The following is a 15,669-nucleotide window of genomic DNA, read 5'->3' on the forward strand; positions in this document are numbered from 1 at the left end:
CGGGGGCGCGCGGGGGGTGGCCGGCGCGCGCGGGGGGGCGGGGGGGGGGGGGGGGGCCCCCCCCCCCCCCCGCCACTACCCATTTCCAGCGATCAGCCGTTGTCGCGCAGGAACCGCGCCATCGACGAAACGCCCGGCACGCGCGGTTCGAACTCGCCGGCCACGTCGATGAAGCCGCGCATCACCGCGATCTCGCGCGGGCTGCGGTTGAGGCTGTCGCGCACTTCCGGATCGGCACCGGCGCGCAGCAGGCGCTGCACCAGCAGTGGCAGGCCGTGCAGGGCGGCCAGATGCAGCGGGCCGAAACCGCGCGGATCACGCACGTCCAGGCTCACGTCCTCGTCCAGCAGGCGCTCTACCGCCGCCATCACCACCTGCTCGTCGCAGGCGGTACCCGGCTCGGCACGCGCACCCAGCAGCAGCAGCAGCGGCGTGACCGAACCGGCGGCGGCCTGGTCCGGTTCGGCACCGGCCAGCAGCAGGGTGTCGAGCAGGGCCAGCAGGCGCGAGCGGTCGCGGGCACTGAAACCGTACAGCGCGGCACAGTGCAGCGGGCCCAGCTGCTGCGCGTCACCGGCATGCACGTCGGCACCGGCAGTGAGCAGGCGCGCAACGATGTCCGGCAGGCCCAGCGCCGAGGCCAGCATCAGCACGGTCACCCCACCCGGCAGGCGGTGTTCCAGCTTGGCGCCGGCATCGAGCAGGGCCGACACGATATCCACCTGGCGCATGCTGACCGCCGCCGACAGCGGCGTCGCACCACTGGCCGCGGCGTGCTGCGGATCGGCGCCGCGTGCCAGCAGCAGGTCGGTTACTGCCAGATGGCCACCACCGGCCGCACGCAGCAGCGCGGTGCAGCCCTGTGCGTCGACTGCGTCGACGGCAAATCCCAGATCGATCAGGCGGCGCACCGCATCCACGTCACCGGCCATCGCGGCGGCCGGCAGATCGGCCTCGCGCAGGGTGCGGCGCGGCAACGGCCACACCCGCCAGTCGAGCCAGTCGGCCAGGTCACGGCGACCGATCGACAGCGCCACGCCCAGCGGCGTCTGGCCGTCGGCGGCACGTGCTTCCGGCGAGGCACCGTGCTGCACCAGCAGCTTCAGCGCGCCTTCGCGGGCCAATGCGGTGGCCAGATGCAATGCGGTCATGCCATGGCTGTCACGCGCTTCACGATCGACACCGGCCTTGAGCAGGGCCTGCTGCAGGCGCAGCCAGCCCAGGCGCACTGCCAGCGACAACGGCGGGTCACCCGCCGGCGAGGCCGCGAACGGATCGGCACCACGTTCCAGCAGTTCCAGCGCCAGCTGCTCCAGGCCGCGGGCGGCCTGATCGTGCTGTGCGCAGGCGGCAAGGAAGCGCGCCAGGCCACCGCGTCCGGCCGGCGACAGGCCGCGCTGCAGCATGACCTGCAGCGCCGGCACCGCATCGATGCCGCGCGACAGCAGCGCGAACATCGGCGTGTCGGAGCAGGCGTCACGCACGTAGGGATCGGCGCCGTGGCCCAGCAGCCAATCGACCGCACGCGGCTCCAGTGCCAGTTCCGGATCGAGCAGCAGGCCACCCAGTTCTTCCGGCTGGCACAGCTTGGCCAGCGCGGCCATGCCATCGGTGTTGCCGAAGCCCAGCGCTTCGCGCAGCAGGGTCAGCGGCGGACGGTCCGGCAGCAGGCCACTGGCGCTGGCGGCTTCGCCGCGCTCGGCCAGGCCATCACTGACGGCGGCCGGCAACGGATAGGACGGGTCCAGCAGGGCCACAATCGCCCAGCGACCGGCTTCGGCGGCGTAGTCCACCGCACGGCGGCCAACCGGATCGGTGGCATCGGCGGCGATGCCCAGCTCGACCAGGCGCTTGATCAGCAATGGCGAGACATCCTCGGCCATCGCCGCCAGCTGCACCGCATTGCGGCCTTCGCCGTCCACCGCAACCAGATCCGGCTTGTGCGGCAGCAGATGCTCGACCACGGCAGCGCGACCGGCACGGGCCGCTTCCAGCCACGGCGTACGGCCCAGCGCATCGCGCGCTTCCAGATTGGCACCGGCACCCAGCAGCACGCCGATGATCTCGACGTGGCCAGCCAGTGCGGCCTCATGCAGCGCGCTGCGGCGCTGGCGATCACGCGCGTCAGCCCGCGCCTTGTGCTTGAGCAGCAGCTGCACGCCTGCCGGATCGTCGTCTTCGGTGGCGGCGGCGGCCAGCAGCACCGGCGTACCCTCGGCCGGTTCGCTGCGCGCACCGCGTTCGAGCAGGAAGCGGGCCAGGCGCCAGTTGCCGACCTGGCAGGCCACGGCCAGCGGCGACCAGCCCTCGTTGTTCAGCGCGTCGACTTCGGCGGCGGCATCGCGCAGCAGCGCGGCCACGCCCGGGTCGGAACTGCGTGCGGCATGGTGCAGCGGGGTGTTGCCATCGCTGTCGATGGCACGCGAATCGGCACCGTTGGCGAGCAGGGTCATCACCGCTTCGGGGCGGCCGTGCCAGCTGTCGCGGGTGGCGGCCAGCAGCGGGGTCATGCCCCGGTGCGGCGCATTCACATCGACGCCGCGGGCGATCAGTTCGCGCAGCAGGCGCAGGTCCGGCAGCACCGCCGCCAGCACCGCCAGGCTGCGCTGGTCGCGCCAGTTCGGGTCCGGTAGCGCGTACGGATCGGCACCGGCCTGCAGCAGCTGCAGGCCCCGGTCGATGCGGCCATGGCGGGCGGCTTCATACAGGGCCGGGGTCAGCTCCTGCGGCGCCATCGCCTCCAGCGGCGCGGTTTCGGCCGCAGCGGCGAACATCGGTTCGTGCTCGTTGCCGGCGCTGGCCAACGGGCTCGCGCGCAGCGACACCAAGGGTGCCGGCGCCACCCGCTGCAGCAGCAGGTGCAGCACGGGAGACAGCAGCACCACCGCCAGCGCGGCGGGCCAGCGCGCGCCTTCCGGCAACAGGCCCGGCCAGGCCGGCAGCACCACCAGCGCGGCCAGCGCGATCACCAGCGCGGCGACACCGAGACCGCGCCAGGCGGTCAGGTCGCGTCCGGCCAGCGCCTGCCAATGCTGGGCGAGATTGCCATCCAGGCGTTCGACATCGTTCCACAGCGGCCAGGTGCGCCAGGCCGCCAGCAGGCCGGCACTGACCAGCACGCTCAGGCCCAGCACCGCGGCCAGGCTGCCGCTGTCACGCAGCGCCGCCAGCGGCCAGGCCAGCAGCAGCGCCAGCAACAGCGGCGCTGCCGTCCACAACGCCAGCAGCGCCGGCAGGTCCTGGCGCGCGACGATCTTCAGCGGCAGCAGCGCGCGGCTGCGACGCCACCACGACACACCCAGCGCGAACGCCGGCTGCGCCAGTGCCGCAAGGATGGCGCCTGGAACGCCGCCCACAGCGGCGCCAAGCGCCAGCACGGCGCCTACGGCGAAGGCGATCGACAGGGCGCGCGGACGGGACGTGTCAGTCATAGTGGCGCGGCATCAGGCTGGCCACCGATGGCGGCACCTGCAGGTAGAACCCGCGCTCGCTCATTTCGCTGCGGACCTTTTCCGGATCGGCCTGGGCCAGGCGGCGCTGGGCATCCAGGGCCACGTCCAGGACGAAGGCGAGCGTCCCCAGCGAGGTGAGCAGCGGCGCAGGCAGCGCGCTGAAATCATCGCGACGGGGAACGTAGACGTAGGTGTCCGGCTTGAGTTGGCTTTTATAGACGTAGGCGTGCATGTCCGCGGGACGATAACCCGGGAAGAGCCATGATTGTGTCGGAAAGCCGACACCGGGGAAAGCCGTCAGCCGACGATGGCGGCGTGATCGGCGGCGTTTCCCCGGCGGGATTCAGCAATGTGGCGGCGGCGTTCAGCCAACGCCGCCGCCACACGGGCGCTTACTTGACCTTGGCGTAGGTGCCCTTCAGCGCGACACCGGCGAGGATCGCACCGGCATAGCATTCGTAGTTGGTGCTGCTCTTGAACTCGTTCTTCTTGTAGTAGCTGACGATGTCGACCACGGCGTTGGCGCCGCGCGACTTGGCACCGTCCTGCAGCGCGCGCAGCGCCGACAGCGCGACCCAGCGGCAGGCCTCGGCATCGCTCTTGTTGGCGGCGTTGGTCTTCTTGTTGGTCACGTCTTCGCCCAGGCGCTGCTGCACGCTGACCGGCTGGCCGGCCAGGTAGAAGCGGACGCTGCCGTCGATGCCGGCGTCCTTGGCAGCCTGCGAGCTGATCAGTTCCTGCAGGGACTGCTCCACGCGGGTATCGCGGGCAGAAGCGGTGGAGGCCAGGGCCAGCAGTGCGGTGGCCGTGGCGATCATCAGGGTGCGGCGCATCGGAACATCTCCTTGTCGAGGGTGCGGGTAGGTTGCGGGAACAGCGGCGGTGGGGCGGTGGATCACTCGCGCCAGCGGCGGAACACCAGCGAGGTGTTGATGCCACCGAAGGCGAAGTTGTTGCTCATCACGTACTCGGCCTGCAGTTCACGGCCCTGCCCGGTGATGAAGTCGAGCTGGCCGCAGCGTGGATCGACCTCGGCCAGGTTCAGGGTGGGCGCGAACCAGCCGGCGCGCATCATCTCGATGCTCATCCAGGCCTCGAACGCACCACAGGCGCCCAGCATGTGGCCGACGTAGCTCTTCAGCGAGCTGATCGGCATGCGGCTGCCGAACACCTGCGCGGTGGCCTGGGTCTCGGCGATGTCACCGTGGTCGGTGGCGGTGCCGTGGGCGTTGACGTAGTCGATCTGCGCCGCGTCCAGCCCGGCATCCTCCAGCGCCAGGCGCATGGCCTGGGCCATGGTGTCGGCACTGGGCTGGGTGACGTGCTGGCCATCGCTGTTGGTACCGTAGCCGACCACCTCGGCAAGGATGGTGGCGCCACGTGCCTGCGCGTGCTCCAGGTCTTCCAGGATCAGCGTACAGGCACCCTCGCCCAGCACCAGGCCATCGCGGCCGGCATCGAACGGGCGCGGCGTGGTCTGCGGCGCATCATTGCGCACGCTGGTGGCGAACAGGGTGTCGAACACTGCCGCGGCAGTGGCATCGAGCTGCTCGGCACCGCCAGCCACCATCACCGTCTGCTTGCCGCTGCGGATCGCTTCGTAGGCCGCGCCCACGCCCTGGCTGCCCGAGGTGCAGGCACTGGAGGTGGTGTAGACGCGCCCGGACAAACCAAAGAACACACCGATGTTGACCGGCGCGGTGTGGCTCATCATCTTCAGGTAGGTGGTGGCACTGATGCCGTCGGTGGTGAACTCGTTGAGCATGCGGCCGAATTCACCGGTGGCCTCGTGGCTGCCCGAGGACGAACCGTAGGCCACGCCGGTACGGCCACTGCGCAGCACCGGGTGCTCGTGCAGGCCAGCCTCGCGCAGTGCCACCTCGGTGGCGCGCACCGACATGATCGCGACCTTGCCCATCGAACGGGTGGTCTTGCGGTTGTAGTTCGGCGGCAGCTCGAAGTCCTGCGCCGGCGCGGCCAGCTTGGTGTTCAGACCGGCATAGACATCCCATTCGGGCATCGTGCGCACGGCATTGCGGCAGCTGCGCAGGTGCGCTTCGATGGTCGGCCAGTCGTGGCCGAGCGGACTGATGGCGGCCGCACCGGTGACCACCACGCGACGATCGGCAGCCATCAGAGCATGCCTCCGTTCACCGAGATCACCTGGCGGGTGATGTAGCCAGCCGGTTCGGACAGCAGGAACGCCACCGTGGCCGCCACTTCGTCGGGACGACCGACGCGGCCGGCGGGAATCAGCTTGAGCGCGTGTTCGATCACTTCATCGTTGAGCATTTCGGTCTCGATCAGGCCCGGGGCCACGCAGTTGACGGTGATCTGGCGGCTGGCCAGTTCCAGCGCCAGCGCCTTGGTGGCACCGATGATGCCGGCCTTGGCGGCACTGTAATTGACCTGGCCGCGGTTGCCGGCCAGCCCGGACACCGACGACAGGGTGACGATGCGGCCCGGCTTGCGCCGCCGCACCATCGGCATGATCAGCGGATGCAGCACGTTGTAGAAGCCATCCAGGTTGGTGTGGATGACCTGGTCCCAATCCTCCGCCGACAGCGCCGGGAAGGCGCCATCACGGGCGATGCCGGCATTGCAGACCACGCCGTAGTACGCGCCGTGCGCTTCGACATCGGCCTCCAGCGCGGCGCGTGCGGCCTCGCGGTCGGCTACGTCGAACGCCAGCACGCGGGCCTGCTGGCCCAAGGCCTGGATCTCGGCCATCACGGCCTGTGCCTCTTCCAGGCGGCTGCGGCAATGCACCACCACGTCGAAGCCATCGCGCGCGATGCGCAGCGCGATGGCCCGGCCGATGCCCCGGCTGGCGCCGGTCACCAGCACGCTTCGATTCCCTGTCATGCCTGTCCACTCTCCAGATAGGCCATCGCGTCGGCCGGTTCGAACACCGACACGTTGGCTGTCGCCCATTCGTCCTCGCCCGCCAGGATGCGGCAGGCGAACATCCCCAATCCATTGTCACCCAACAGCTCGCAGCGCGCCTGTACGCGCAGCCGCGATCCGCTGGGGAAGCTGCTGCGCGCGCTGCTGTAGCGGCGGCTGCCGAGCAGGAAGCCCAGCTGCGGCGGCTTGCCGGCCGCACGCGCACGGCAGCCGGCCCAGGCCGCGATGGCCTGCGCCATGTATTCGATGCCGACCCACGCCGGCACTTCGCCGTTCTCCACGAACAGGCCGGATTCGGGCACCACCAGTTCAGCCTCGAGGGTGTCCTGGTCCCACTGCGTGATGCGCTCCAGCAGGCACATGTCCTGGCGGTGCGGCACCACGTCCTCGATCGCGTACAGCGTGTTCATCGACGCTCCAGTGCCAGCACGGCATTGCTGCCGCCGAAGGCGAACGAATTGCTCAGCACCCGCCGCGGCGCCTGCGCCAGGCGGGAGCCCGGCGCGACCAGCGGCAGCACCGGCAGTGCGGGGTCGGGCACGCCGTCCCACCAGTGCGGTGGCAGCTGCTGCTGCGGGTTCTCGGCCAGCAGGATCCAGCACAGCGCCGCCTCGATCGCGCCCGAGGCACCCAGCGTATGGCCGGTCAGCGGCTTGGTCGAACTGGCCGGCACGCCATTGCCCAGCACCTGCGAGACCGCCAGGCTTTCCATCGCATCGTTGTGCCCGGTGGCGGTGCCATGCAGGTTCACGTAATCCACTTCGTCGGCGCCCCAGCCGGCGCGCAGCAGCGCCTGCTGCAGGGCGTCGATGGCCCCCATCCCCTGCGGATCGGGGGCGGACATGTGATGGGCATCGGCCGATTCGCCCCACCCGGCCAGGCACACCGGACCCGGCTCGCGGGTAAGCAGGAACAGCGCGGCGCCCTCGCCGATGTTGATGCCGGAGCGGTGCTGCGAGAACGGATTGCAGCGCAGGGCCGACACCGATTCCAACGCGCTGAAGCCGGCCACGGTGAAGCGGCACAGCGAATCGGCACCGCCGGCAATCACCGCATCGACGATGCCGGCGCGCAGCATGCGCGCGGCCGACATCAGCGCCTTGGCGCTGGACGAGCAGGCGGTGGACAGGGTCCATGCCGGCCCCTGTGCACCACTGCGCTGGCGCACGAACTGCGCGGCGGTGCCCATTTCCTGCTGGGCGTAATCGAAGCCCTGCGGCCACTGGCCCTGTTCGGCGTGGGTGCGCAGGGCCTGCTCGGATTCACCAATGCCCGAGGTGCTGGTACCCAGCACCACCGCCACACGCTCGGCACCATGGCGGGCGATCGCGGCGGCCACCGCTGGTGCGATCTGCGCCAGTGCCACGTCCAGCAGGGCGTTGTTGCGCCCGCGCAGGGCCACCGGCAGGTCCTCCAGCGCCGGCAGCGGCGTGCGCACCTCTCCCAGCGCCAGGGTGCGCCCCGGCAGCAGGCTGTCGTTGTCGCTGAGCCCGCCCGGCACATCGGCGAACAGCGCCGACGCGACCGCGGCGCGGCCATCGCCGAGCGCGCAGACCACGCCCAGGTCGTTCAGGTAGATCGGTGCACTCATCGGTCCTGCCCGGCCATGTCGATCGATTCGATGCGCAGGGCGTAACCTTCGGCGCGGTTGTCCAGCTGCACGCTGCCATCGTCCAGGCGCTGCAGCTGCAGCCACACCGTGCCGTCGCGCGACAGGCTGCGCTGCCGGCCGTCATCGCTGACCTGCCAACCTGCCGGCAACGCGGCGGCAATGGCCTCGGTCGGCCACAGCGCGAACTGCAGGTCATCCAGCACGCGCTCGGCACGCACCTGCGGCGGCAGCCACGGTGCGCGCTGCTGGGTCAGCTGCTGGCCGTCCCACTGCAGGCGCACGCCGGTCTGGCCCATCGCCTGCACCGCCAGCTGCACCTGCTGCGCATCGGCTTCCAGCAGAGCATCCAGGTCGCGCTCATGCGTACCGAAACGGAAATGCAGCTGCTGCTGCAATGCCAGCGTCGCCGGCAGGCTGGCCGGCGACAGGCGCAGCGGCGGCAGTTCCACCAATGGCTTGGGCATGCGGCCGGCACAGGCGGCCAGCAGCAGGCACAGCAGCACGGCCGCGGTACGGGCGATCAGGCGCTGCACAGCTGCTCCAGCACGCGCATGCGGCGGCCGCTTTCGTCGGCCACATACGGGTTGTTGGTGTCCCAGGCGTAGCCGGCCAGGATGGAACTGATCATGTCGCGTACTTCGGGCTGCTGCTGCGGGTGGTAGATGATCTTCTGGAAGCCGCCCTCGTACCAGCTTTCAACGAAGCGGCGGAAGGTCTTCACGCCGGCACGCAGCGGGATCGAGAATTCAGCTTCCCAGTCGACGGTTTCGCCGGCATAGCGGCGCGCCAGGCATTCGCTGGCCAGCTGCGCGGACTTGAAGGCGATGGTGACGCCGGAGGAGAACACCGGGTCGAGGAACTCGCCGGCATTGCCCAGCAGGGCGTAGCCCGGGCCCCACAACGAGCTGACATTGGCCGAGTAACCGGTGATGCGGCGCACCGGCAGCACCGCCCATTCGGCGTTGGCCAGCAGCCGGGTCAGGTTGGGGTCCTCGCCAACGATGGCCTGCAGCTTCTGCAGGTCGTCGCCTTCGTAGCGTTCGAAGAACGACGGCTCGGCGACCACGCCCAGCGAGCAGCAGCCGTTGGAGAACGGGATCGTCCAGTACCAGACGTCGATGTGCTCGGGATGGGTGGTGATCAGGATCTTGTTGCGATCGAAGTCCGCTTCGGCCGGAATGTTGTCGCGCACGTGGCAGAAGATCGCGCCGCGCACCGGGAAGTTGGACGGCGATTCCAGCTGCAGCAGGCGCGGCAGCAGGCGTGCGAAACCTGATGCGTCAAGGATGAAATCGGCCTCGATGCGGTACTCGCTGCCGTCCGGACGACGCACGGTCACCGCTGGCTGCTCGCCCGGCTCGACCGCAAGTACTTCATCACCGAAGCGCAGCGTGGTGCCCATGCGCTCGGCACCGCGCGCCAGCACGTTGTCGAAGTCGGCGCGCTGCACCTGGTAGGTGGTGCCCCAGCCTGGCGAGAACTTCTTCCTGAAGTCGAACGCGGTGCGCGCCTCGCCATGCACGAAGGCGGCGCCGTTCTTGTGCTGGAAGCCCGCTTCGACCACGTCCTGCAGCAGGCCTGCCGCTTCGATGTACTCCATGCTCTGCGGCAGCAGGCTTTCACCGATCGAGAAGCGCGGGAACTGCTGGCGCTCCAGCATCAGCACCTGGCGGCCCTGCTGGCGCAGCATCGCCGCGGCCACCGAGCCGGCCGGACCGGCACCGATGATCAGGATTTCAGTACGTTCGACAGCATCCACAGCAGTATTCATCGGTGCGTCCTTGTTGCTCGATCAGGTGGAAAGAAGGAAGTCGGAAGACAGGCTCAGGCCGGGGGCAGATCGTGCGGCGGCGGCCGGAACAGCGGCGAGATCAGCCAGACCAGGCCGATGCCGAACAGCAGGGTCAGGCCGAACGCGCGCAGCGCCGGGGTCTGCGACAGGCCCAGCAGGCCGAACGACAGCCAGGTGCTGGCCGCACCCACGCACACTGCCAGCCAGGCGCTGGCATCGCCACGGTGCTCGATCAGGAAGATGCCGTAGTCGATGCCCATGCCCAGCAGCAGCATCAGTGCCAGCACGTTGAACAGCTGCAGCGGTTGGCCGAACAGACCCAGCAGGCCCAGGGTCAAGGCACCGGCAATCAGGGTCGGCGCGAACACGCGCCAGGCCTGGCGGCGGTAGCGCAGCCACAGCGCGCCGAACACCAGCGCGATGCCGACCAGCAGCAGCCCACCCATCAGCTTGCGGTAGTGGCCCAGCAGCGTGGAGAAGTCAGCGGTGCGGTCCACCCAGCGCACACCCGGCAGGCCTTCGGCCGCGCCCTGCAGGGTGGCCAGCGCATCGGCGCGCGACAGGTCATCGACCATCACCACGCTGATCATCTGCCCACCGACCTCGCCCACCCACAGATGACGGAACGGCTGCGAAGCCGGCGAGGCCAGGAAGGCTTCGGCGCTGAGTGGTGCGGCCGCGAACTGCGGTCGCTGCAGCGGCTCGCCCACGGCCTCGGACACGGCCGACAGCACGCCGGGTTCCACCCTCGCGGTCAGCGCGGCATCGACCTGCTGCCGCGACGGCGACGGCAGCCAATCGCTGATCGCGCGATAGCCACCAATGCGCTTGTCGTTGGCCAATACACGCAGGCGTTCGGTCAGCGCTTCTTCGCGCTGCAGCAGCTGCGCGGCATCGGCACCCTGCACCAGGTAGAACTGCGCCGGGCTGGGCATGCCCAGCAACTGGCTCAGGCGGATCTGCTGCGCCATCAATGCCGGCGGCGACGACTGCAGGCTGCGCAGGTCGTCGTTGCTCTGCAGGCGCGCGATGCCGATGGCAGACAGTGCCAGCGTGATCACCACGAACATCGTCACCGCACGGCGGCCATGCAGGCGCGGGAAACGCTCCAGCGTGTTGCCCAGCCACTGCGAGAAGCGGGTCTGGCGGATCTCGCCACCATCCAGCCACGGGAACCAGAAGATCACCGTGAGGAAAGCAGCGGCCAGGCCGACCACCGAGAACAGTGCCATCTGGCGCAGGCCCGGGAACGGGGCCAGGCCCAGCGCCAGATAGGCCAGCGCGCTGGTCAGCAGGGCCAGCCACAAGCCCGGCAGCAGGTGCCGCAGCAGCTTCCAGCGGCGATCGGCCGGCTCGGCCTGGCGCGAAGCGAACCAGTGGATGCCGTAATCCTCGGCCACGCCCACCAGCGACGCACCGAACACCAGGGTCAGCACGTGCACCTTGCCGAACACCAGCACGGTCACCGCCAGCGCCACGCCACAGCCGATCAGCAACGACGCGGCGACCAGCAGGATCGGCCGCAGCGAACGGAACGCCAGCCACACCAGCAGCAGCACTGCGGCCAGCGAGCCCCAGCCGATCGTATTGATCTCCTGGTTGGCCTGCACCGCGGCCGCTTCGGCGTGCAGTGGCACGCCGGCATGCAGGATCTCCAGATCCGGAGCGGCCGCTTTTGCTGCCTGCCCGGCACGTTCCAGCAGGCCATCGAGATGGCGTTCGCCGTCCAGCTGGAACGCCGAGCCGGGCGTATCGAACTGCAGCACGGCCCAGTGCCTGCCCTCGGCTTCAAGCAGGCCGTCATCGCCCAACCGCAGCCCCGACCCCTGCGCCTGCTGCTGCCACCATTGCGGCCACAGCGACAACGGGTCCTGCCGCCAGTCGGTCAGGCGCGGCGCGCCCATCGGGCCGTACAGCGCGGCCAACGCCTGTTCGGCCAGCGCGCCCGGCTCGCTGCCCTGCAGCTGCTCGCGCTGGGCCGGGGTCAGCAGGCGGTCACGGTACGGCGCGTAGAACGCGCGCGCCTCATCGAACCAGCCTTCGATCGAGCCGCTGGGTACCAGCAGTGCGTGATCGGCGTCCTTGGCCATGGCTGCAGCAAACGCGGCCTGCGCACGCTTGGCGGCAGCGCCGTCCTTGCTGCCCAGCAGCACCACCACCTGCCGCGAACTGCCATCGGCGATGCGCCGGGTGACATCGCTCAACAGGCGGTCGTGTGCATCCTGCGGCAGCAGGGCGAGGATGTCGGTGTCGATCCGCGATTGCTGGCTCCACAGGCGCCACTGCTGCGCGCCCATCACCAGCAGCACCAGCAGCCAGGCAATGCCCAGCCAGTGCCACCAGCGCCGCAACCGCTCCGGTGCGTTCGATGCGGCACCCTCACTCAAAGCGGCGCGCCTCGTCGGCATTGAGCGTGGCCGGCGTCTCGCTCAATGCGCTGAACTGGATCTGCGTGCGGTCCTTGTTGGCCTCCACGATCTCGACCTGGCGCACGTAGCGGTCACCCTGCAGGGTCAGCGATTCGAAAGCCTTGGCCAGCATCGCCGACTTCGGCGTCAGGCGCAGCCGCCAGCCCTGTCCTTCACGGCTGGCCGCCACGTTGAACTGGCTGGACAGCGCCTGTACGTCGCCACTCATCAGCGCGAACATGATCGCGTTCACCGAACGCATCGCCGGCTGCTGCCGTGCATCGAGCTCGACACGGGTGCTGCCATCGCGCTGGCGACTGAGGATGCGGTCGGCGGTGACCACTACCTCGGAGGGGAACGGCTTCAGCGTGGTCCAGATCACGCCGTGCTGGCGCGCGACCACGAACCGGCCCTGCGAGCGCAGCGGGTTCTTGAAACCGCTGACCTGCTTTTCCTGGCTGAACTGGCCACGCAGCACGTCCGGCCGCGCCACCGCCTGGGTGATCGCATCGATGGCCGGATCGGCGGCCTGCACCAGCGGTGCGGCCAGCAGCAGCAACGCGCACAGCAGTGCGCGCGCAAAACGGTTGGCTCGGTTCATGGCGCAGGCACTCCCAGGCGTTCCCACAGTACCGGCGGGCACTGGTACAGCATTTCCTTGCTGGTCGCGTCCACCGCGACCTGGATGGTCATCGCGCGGGTCAGCACCTGGCCGCTCTGCGCATCGAGAATCTCGTACTCGATTTTCAGCCGGTTCTCCCATTCCACGATGCGCGCGATCACGCGCAAGGCCTGGTTGAACAGCAGCGGGCGCACATATTTCACCCGCGCATCGACCACCGGCCACAGGTAGCCCGATTCAAGCATCTGCGGGTAGTCGTAGTCGTAGCGGCCGAGCAGCGCGCAGCGCGCGATCTCGAAGTACTTGAAGTAGTTGCCATGCCAGACCACGTTCATCGGATCGCAGTCATGGAAGGCGGGGGTCAACGCAATCTCGCCGGCCCGTTCGATTGCTTCATTCACCGGCATACAGCTCCCAACGTTGCGCGCGGATCTCCACCAGCAGTTCCCGCAGTTCGCGATCCAGCGCGCGGTCTTCTTCAACCAGGGCGATGCGCTGCCCCAGGTCGGCGTACATGTCGGCCAGACTGCCATGCAGCTGCGCGTTCAGGCCAACCCGTTCGCGCAGCGCCAGGCCCTGGCGGGCAGCGATCAGCATCGCGGCCACTACCTGTTCAGTCAGCTCGATCACGCGCAGGCAATCGCGCGCGGCAATGGTGCCCATGCTGACCTTGTCCTGGTTGTGGCATTCGGTGGAGCGCGAGAACACGCTGGCCGGCATGGTCTGCTTCAGCGCTTCGGCGGTCCATGCCGAAACGCTGATCTGCAGCGCCTTCAGGCCATGGTTGATGGCCGCGCGCGGGCCGGTGGCCGCCGACAGGTTGGCCGGCAGGCCATGGTTGTAGCGGGCATCAACCACCAGCGCCAGCTGCCGGTCGAGCAGATCGGCGACGTTGGCCACGGTGTTCTTCAGGGTGTCCATCGCCAGCGCGATGTGGCCGCCGTAGAAATGACCGCCGTGCAGGATGCGCTCGCCGTCAGCATCGATCAGCGGGTTGTCGTTGGCGCTGTTCAGTTCGGTTTCGATCAGCTGGCGCAGGAACGGCAGGCTGTCCTCCAGCACGCCGATCACATGCGGCGCGCAGCGCAGCGAGTAGCGGTCCTGCAGGCGCTGTTCATTGCGCGGCGGACGCTCGCTGTGCAGGTCGCTGCGCAGGCGCGCGGCGATGCGGCCCTGGCCCGGGTGCGGCTTGGCGGCGAACAGGGTTTCGTCGAAGTGATGCGCGTTGCCGTCGCTGGCCAGCACGTTGAACGCAGTCAGCCGCGTGGCCATGCGCGCCAGGTAATCGGCGCGCTGCCAGGCCAGGCAGGCCAGGCCGGTCATCACTGCGGTGCCGTTCATGATCGCCAGGCCTTCCTTCGGCCGCAGCTTCAGCGGGGTCATGCCGATCTTCGCCAGCACATCCGCCGCCGGCTGCACGCGGCCGTCGTGCAGCACCTCGCGCTCGCCGCACAGCACCGCGGCCACGTACGACAGCGGGGTCAGGTCGCCACTGGCACCGACCGAGCCTTCGGCCGGAATCATCGGCAGTACATCGTGCTGCAGCAGCGTGGCCAGGCCTTCCAGCAGCGGCACACTGACACCGGACATGCCGCGCACCAGCGAGGCCAGGCGCGCGGCCAGTACCGCACGGGCCTCGACCGGGTCCAGGTAACGGCCCAGGCCACAGCCGTGGTAGGTGTACAGGTGGTGCGGCAGCTCAGCCACCAGCGCCGGCGGGATGTTCACCGTGCACGAGTCACCGTAGCCGGTGGTCACGCCATAGATCACGCCATCCTCGCGCAGCAGGCGGTCGAGGAAGTCGGCACCACGCTGGATGTGCGCGCGGAATGCCGGCGCGTCGCTCAGCGCGGCCTCGCACTGGCGCTGGGCCAGGGCAACCACGTCTTCGATGGTCAACGGTGCATCGCCAAAGCGGCACACGGGTACGGCGTCAGTCGTCATGCGGAGCCTGATCCCAGAAGGGGAAGAAATTGAACCAGTCCAACGGGGACTGGATGACCTGGAGTTCCAGCCAGCGCGCGAAGCGCTGTGCCTGTTCGGCCAGTGCGGCATCGCGCGAGCCACGTGGCAGCGCGATGCGTTCGGCGAACTGTTCAAACGCCACGCGATAGCCCTCGCCCTGGTGCAGGCAGGCCATGGTGTAGACCGGGCAGCCCAGCGCGGCGGCGAGCACGTAGGCACCGATCGGGAACGGGGCGCGGTGGCCAAGGAAATCGGCAGTGACGCTGCGGCCGCCCTGCACCGGCGTGCGGTCGCCGACGATGGCGACGAAGCCACCGGCCGCCACGCGCTCTGCCAGCATCACCGCCGTGGCCGGGCCCATTTCGGTTACCTGCACCAGCTCCACCGCCGCCAGCGGGTCCAGCCGCTGCAGCAGGCGGTTGAAGCGCTGCGCATGCGCGGTGTGCACCAGCACGGTGATGCGGAACCCCGGCACCTGTTCGGCCAGTACCTGGCACAGCTCCAGGCAGCCGATGTGCGCGGTCAGGATCAGCCCGCCCTCGCGGCGCGCGATCTTTTCCAGCACCAGGTCGCGATGCAGGTGGATGCGTTCGGCCGGATAGCGTCCGCCCAGGCCGAGGATCTTGTCCAGCATCGTATCGGCGAAGGCGAAGAAATGGCGCAGGCTGTCACCCCGGGTGGGCGTGCGGCCGAGCACGCCGCTGTATGCCTGCAGCCGCTGCAGGTACTGCATCGAGGCCTGGCGACCGACACGGTTGCCCAGCCAATGGCAGGCCACCACCGGCCACACGCACAGGCGGAATGGCCAGCGCCCGAACCAGCGGTGCACCCAGCACAGGAACAGCACGCCGGCCACCGAGGTGGATTCGCCGATGTCGGCCCAGTGCGGGGCACCCTGCGCGGCGGCCATC

The 15,669-nt window shown here is 69.4% G+C and carries 14 protein-coding genes; all 14 read right to left on the minus strand.

The window, feature by feature from the left end; all coding sequences use genetic code 11:
- Nucleotides 1-92: 92 nt before the first annotated feature.
- Nucleotides 93-3,431 (minus strand): ankyrin repeat domain-containing protein, encoded by a 3,339-nt coding sequence (locus V3B48_RS15060; protein ID WP_125893369.1) that lies wholly within the window; start codon nucleotides 3,429-3,431, stop codon nucleotides 93-95.
- Entirely contained in the window at nucleotides 3,424-3,684 is a 261-nt protein-coding gene (locus V3B48_RS15065) for a YcgL domain-containing protein (protein ID WP_010482302.1), read from the minus strand. Before V3B48_RS15065 ends, V3B48_RS15060 begins: the two co-directional genes overlap by 8 nt.
- 160 nt (nucleotides 3,685-3,844) lie before the next feature.
- Entirely contained in the window at nucleotides 3,845-4,285 is a 441-nt protein-coding gene (locus V3B48_RS15070; RefSeq protein ID WP_049398675.1) for a hypothetical protein, read from the minus strand.
- A gap of 62 nt (nucleotides 4,286-4,347) precedes the next feature.
- Complete coding sequence (locus tag V3B48_RS15075; RefSeq protein WP_032129167.1) at nucleotides 4,348-5,586, minus strand: beta-ketoacyl-ACP synthase; 1,239 nt, start codon at nucleotides 5,584-5,586, stop codon at nucleotides 4,348-4,350.
- Nucleotides 5,586-6,317, minus strand: coding sequence for a 3-ketoacyl-ACP reductase FabG2 (locus V3B48_RS15080; RefSeq protein ID WP_049398676.1), 732 nt, complete (start codon nucleotides 6,315-6,317; stop codon nucleotides 5,586-5,588). Before V3B48_RS15080 ends, V3B48_RS15075 begins: the two co-directional genes overlap by 1 nt.
- Nucleotides 6,314-6,769, minus strand: a complete 456-nt coding sequence (locus V3B48_RS15085; protein ID WP_032129169.1) for a dehydratase — start codon at nucleotides 6,767-6,769, stop codon at nucleotides 6,314-6,316. Before V3B48_RS15085 ends, V3B48_RS15080 begins: the two co-directional genes overlap by 4 nt.
- Nucleotides 6,766-7,950, minus strand: a complete 1,185-nt coding sequence (locus V3B48_RS15090) for a beta-ketoacyl-[acyl-carrier-protein] synthase family protein (RefSeq protein ID WP_329894004.1) — start codon at nucleotides 7,948-7,950, stop codon at nucleotides 6,766-6,768. The genes V3B48_RS15085 and V3B48_RS15090 overlap by 4 nt, the downstream gene beginning before the upstream one ends.
- Nucleotides 7,947-8,504 (minus strand): DUF3261 domain-containing protein, encoded by a 558-nt coding sequence (locus V3B48_RS15095; protein ID WP_329894005.1) that lies wholly within the window; start codon nucleotides 8,502-8,504, stop codon nucleotides 7,947-7,949. Before V3B48_RS15095 ends, V3B48_RS15090 begins: the two co-directional genes overlap by 4 nt.
- Complete coding sequence (locus tag V3B48_RS15100) at nucleotides 8,492-9,742, minus strand: NAD(P)/FAD-dependent oxidoreductase (RefSeq protein WP_032129172.1); 1,251 nt, start codon at nucleotides 9,740-9,742, stop codon at nucleotides 8,492-8,494. The genes V3B48_RS15095 and V3B48_RS15100 overlap by 13 nt, the downstream gene beginning before the upstream one ends.
- A 53-nt stretch (nucleotides 9,743-9,795) precedes the next feature.
- The gene (locus tag V3B48_RS15105) at nucleotides 9,796-12,171 is read right to left on the minus strand and encodes an MMPL family transporter (RefSeq protein ID WP_329894006.1); all 2,376 of its coding nucleotides are present in this window, start codon (nucleotides 12,169-12,171) and stop codon (nucleotides 9,796-9,798) included.
- Nucleotides 12,143-12,772 carry an outer membrane lipoprotein carrier protein LolA gene (locus tag V3B48_RS15110; protein WP_153854812.1) on the minus strand — a complete coding sequence of 210 codons (630 nt, stop codon included), beginning with the start codon at nucleotides 12,770-12,772 and terminating at the stop codon, nucleotides 12,143-12,145. Before V3B48_RS15110 ends, V3B48_RS15105 begins: the two co-directional genes overlap by 29 nt.
- The gene (locus V3B48_RS15115) at nucleotides 12,769-13,200 is read right to left on the minus strand and encodes a thioesterase family protein (RefSeq protein ID WP_197615845.1); all 432 of its coding nucleotides are present in this window, start codon (nucleotides 13,198-13,200) and stop codon (nucleotides 12,769-12,771) included. Before V3B48_RS15115 ends, V3B48_RS15110 begins: the two co-directional genes overlap by 4 nt.
- On the minus strand, nucleotides 13,187-14,737 hold the full coding sequence (locus tag V3B48_RS15120; RefSeq protein ID WP_329894007.1) for an aromatic amino acid ammonia-lyase: 1,551 nt from the start codon (nucleotides 14,735-14,737) through the stop codon (nucleotides 13,187-13,189). Before V3B48_RS15120 ends, V3B48_RS15115 begins: the two co-directional genes overlap by 14 nt.
- Nucleotides 14,727-15,668: an acyltransferase gene (locus tag V3B48_RS15125; protein ID WP_329894008.1), complete on the minus strand. Its 942-nt coding sequence runs from the start codon at nucleotides 15,666-15,668 to the stop codon at nucleotides 14,727-14,729. Before V3B48_RS15125 ends, V3B48_RS15120 begins: the two co-directional genes overlap by 11 nt.
- Between the last annotated feature and the right edge of the window lies 1 nt (nucleotide 15,669).

Origin of the sequence: Stenotrophomonas sp. SMYL20 (assembly GCF_036320045.1) — a bacterium.
Classification (GTDB): domain Bacteria; phylum Pseudomonadota; class Gammaproteobacteria; order Xanthomonadales; family Xanthomonadaceae; genus Stenotrophomonas; species Stenotrophomonas maltophilia_A.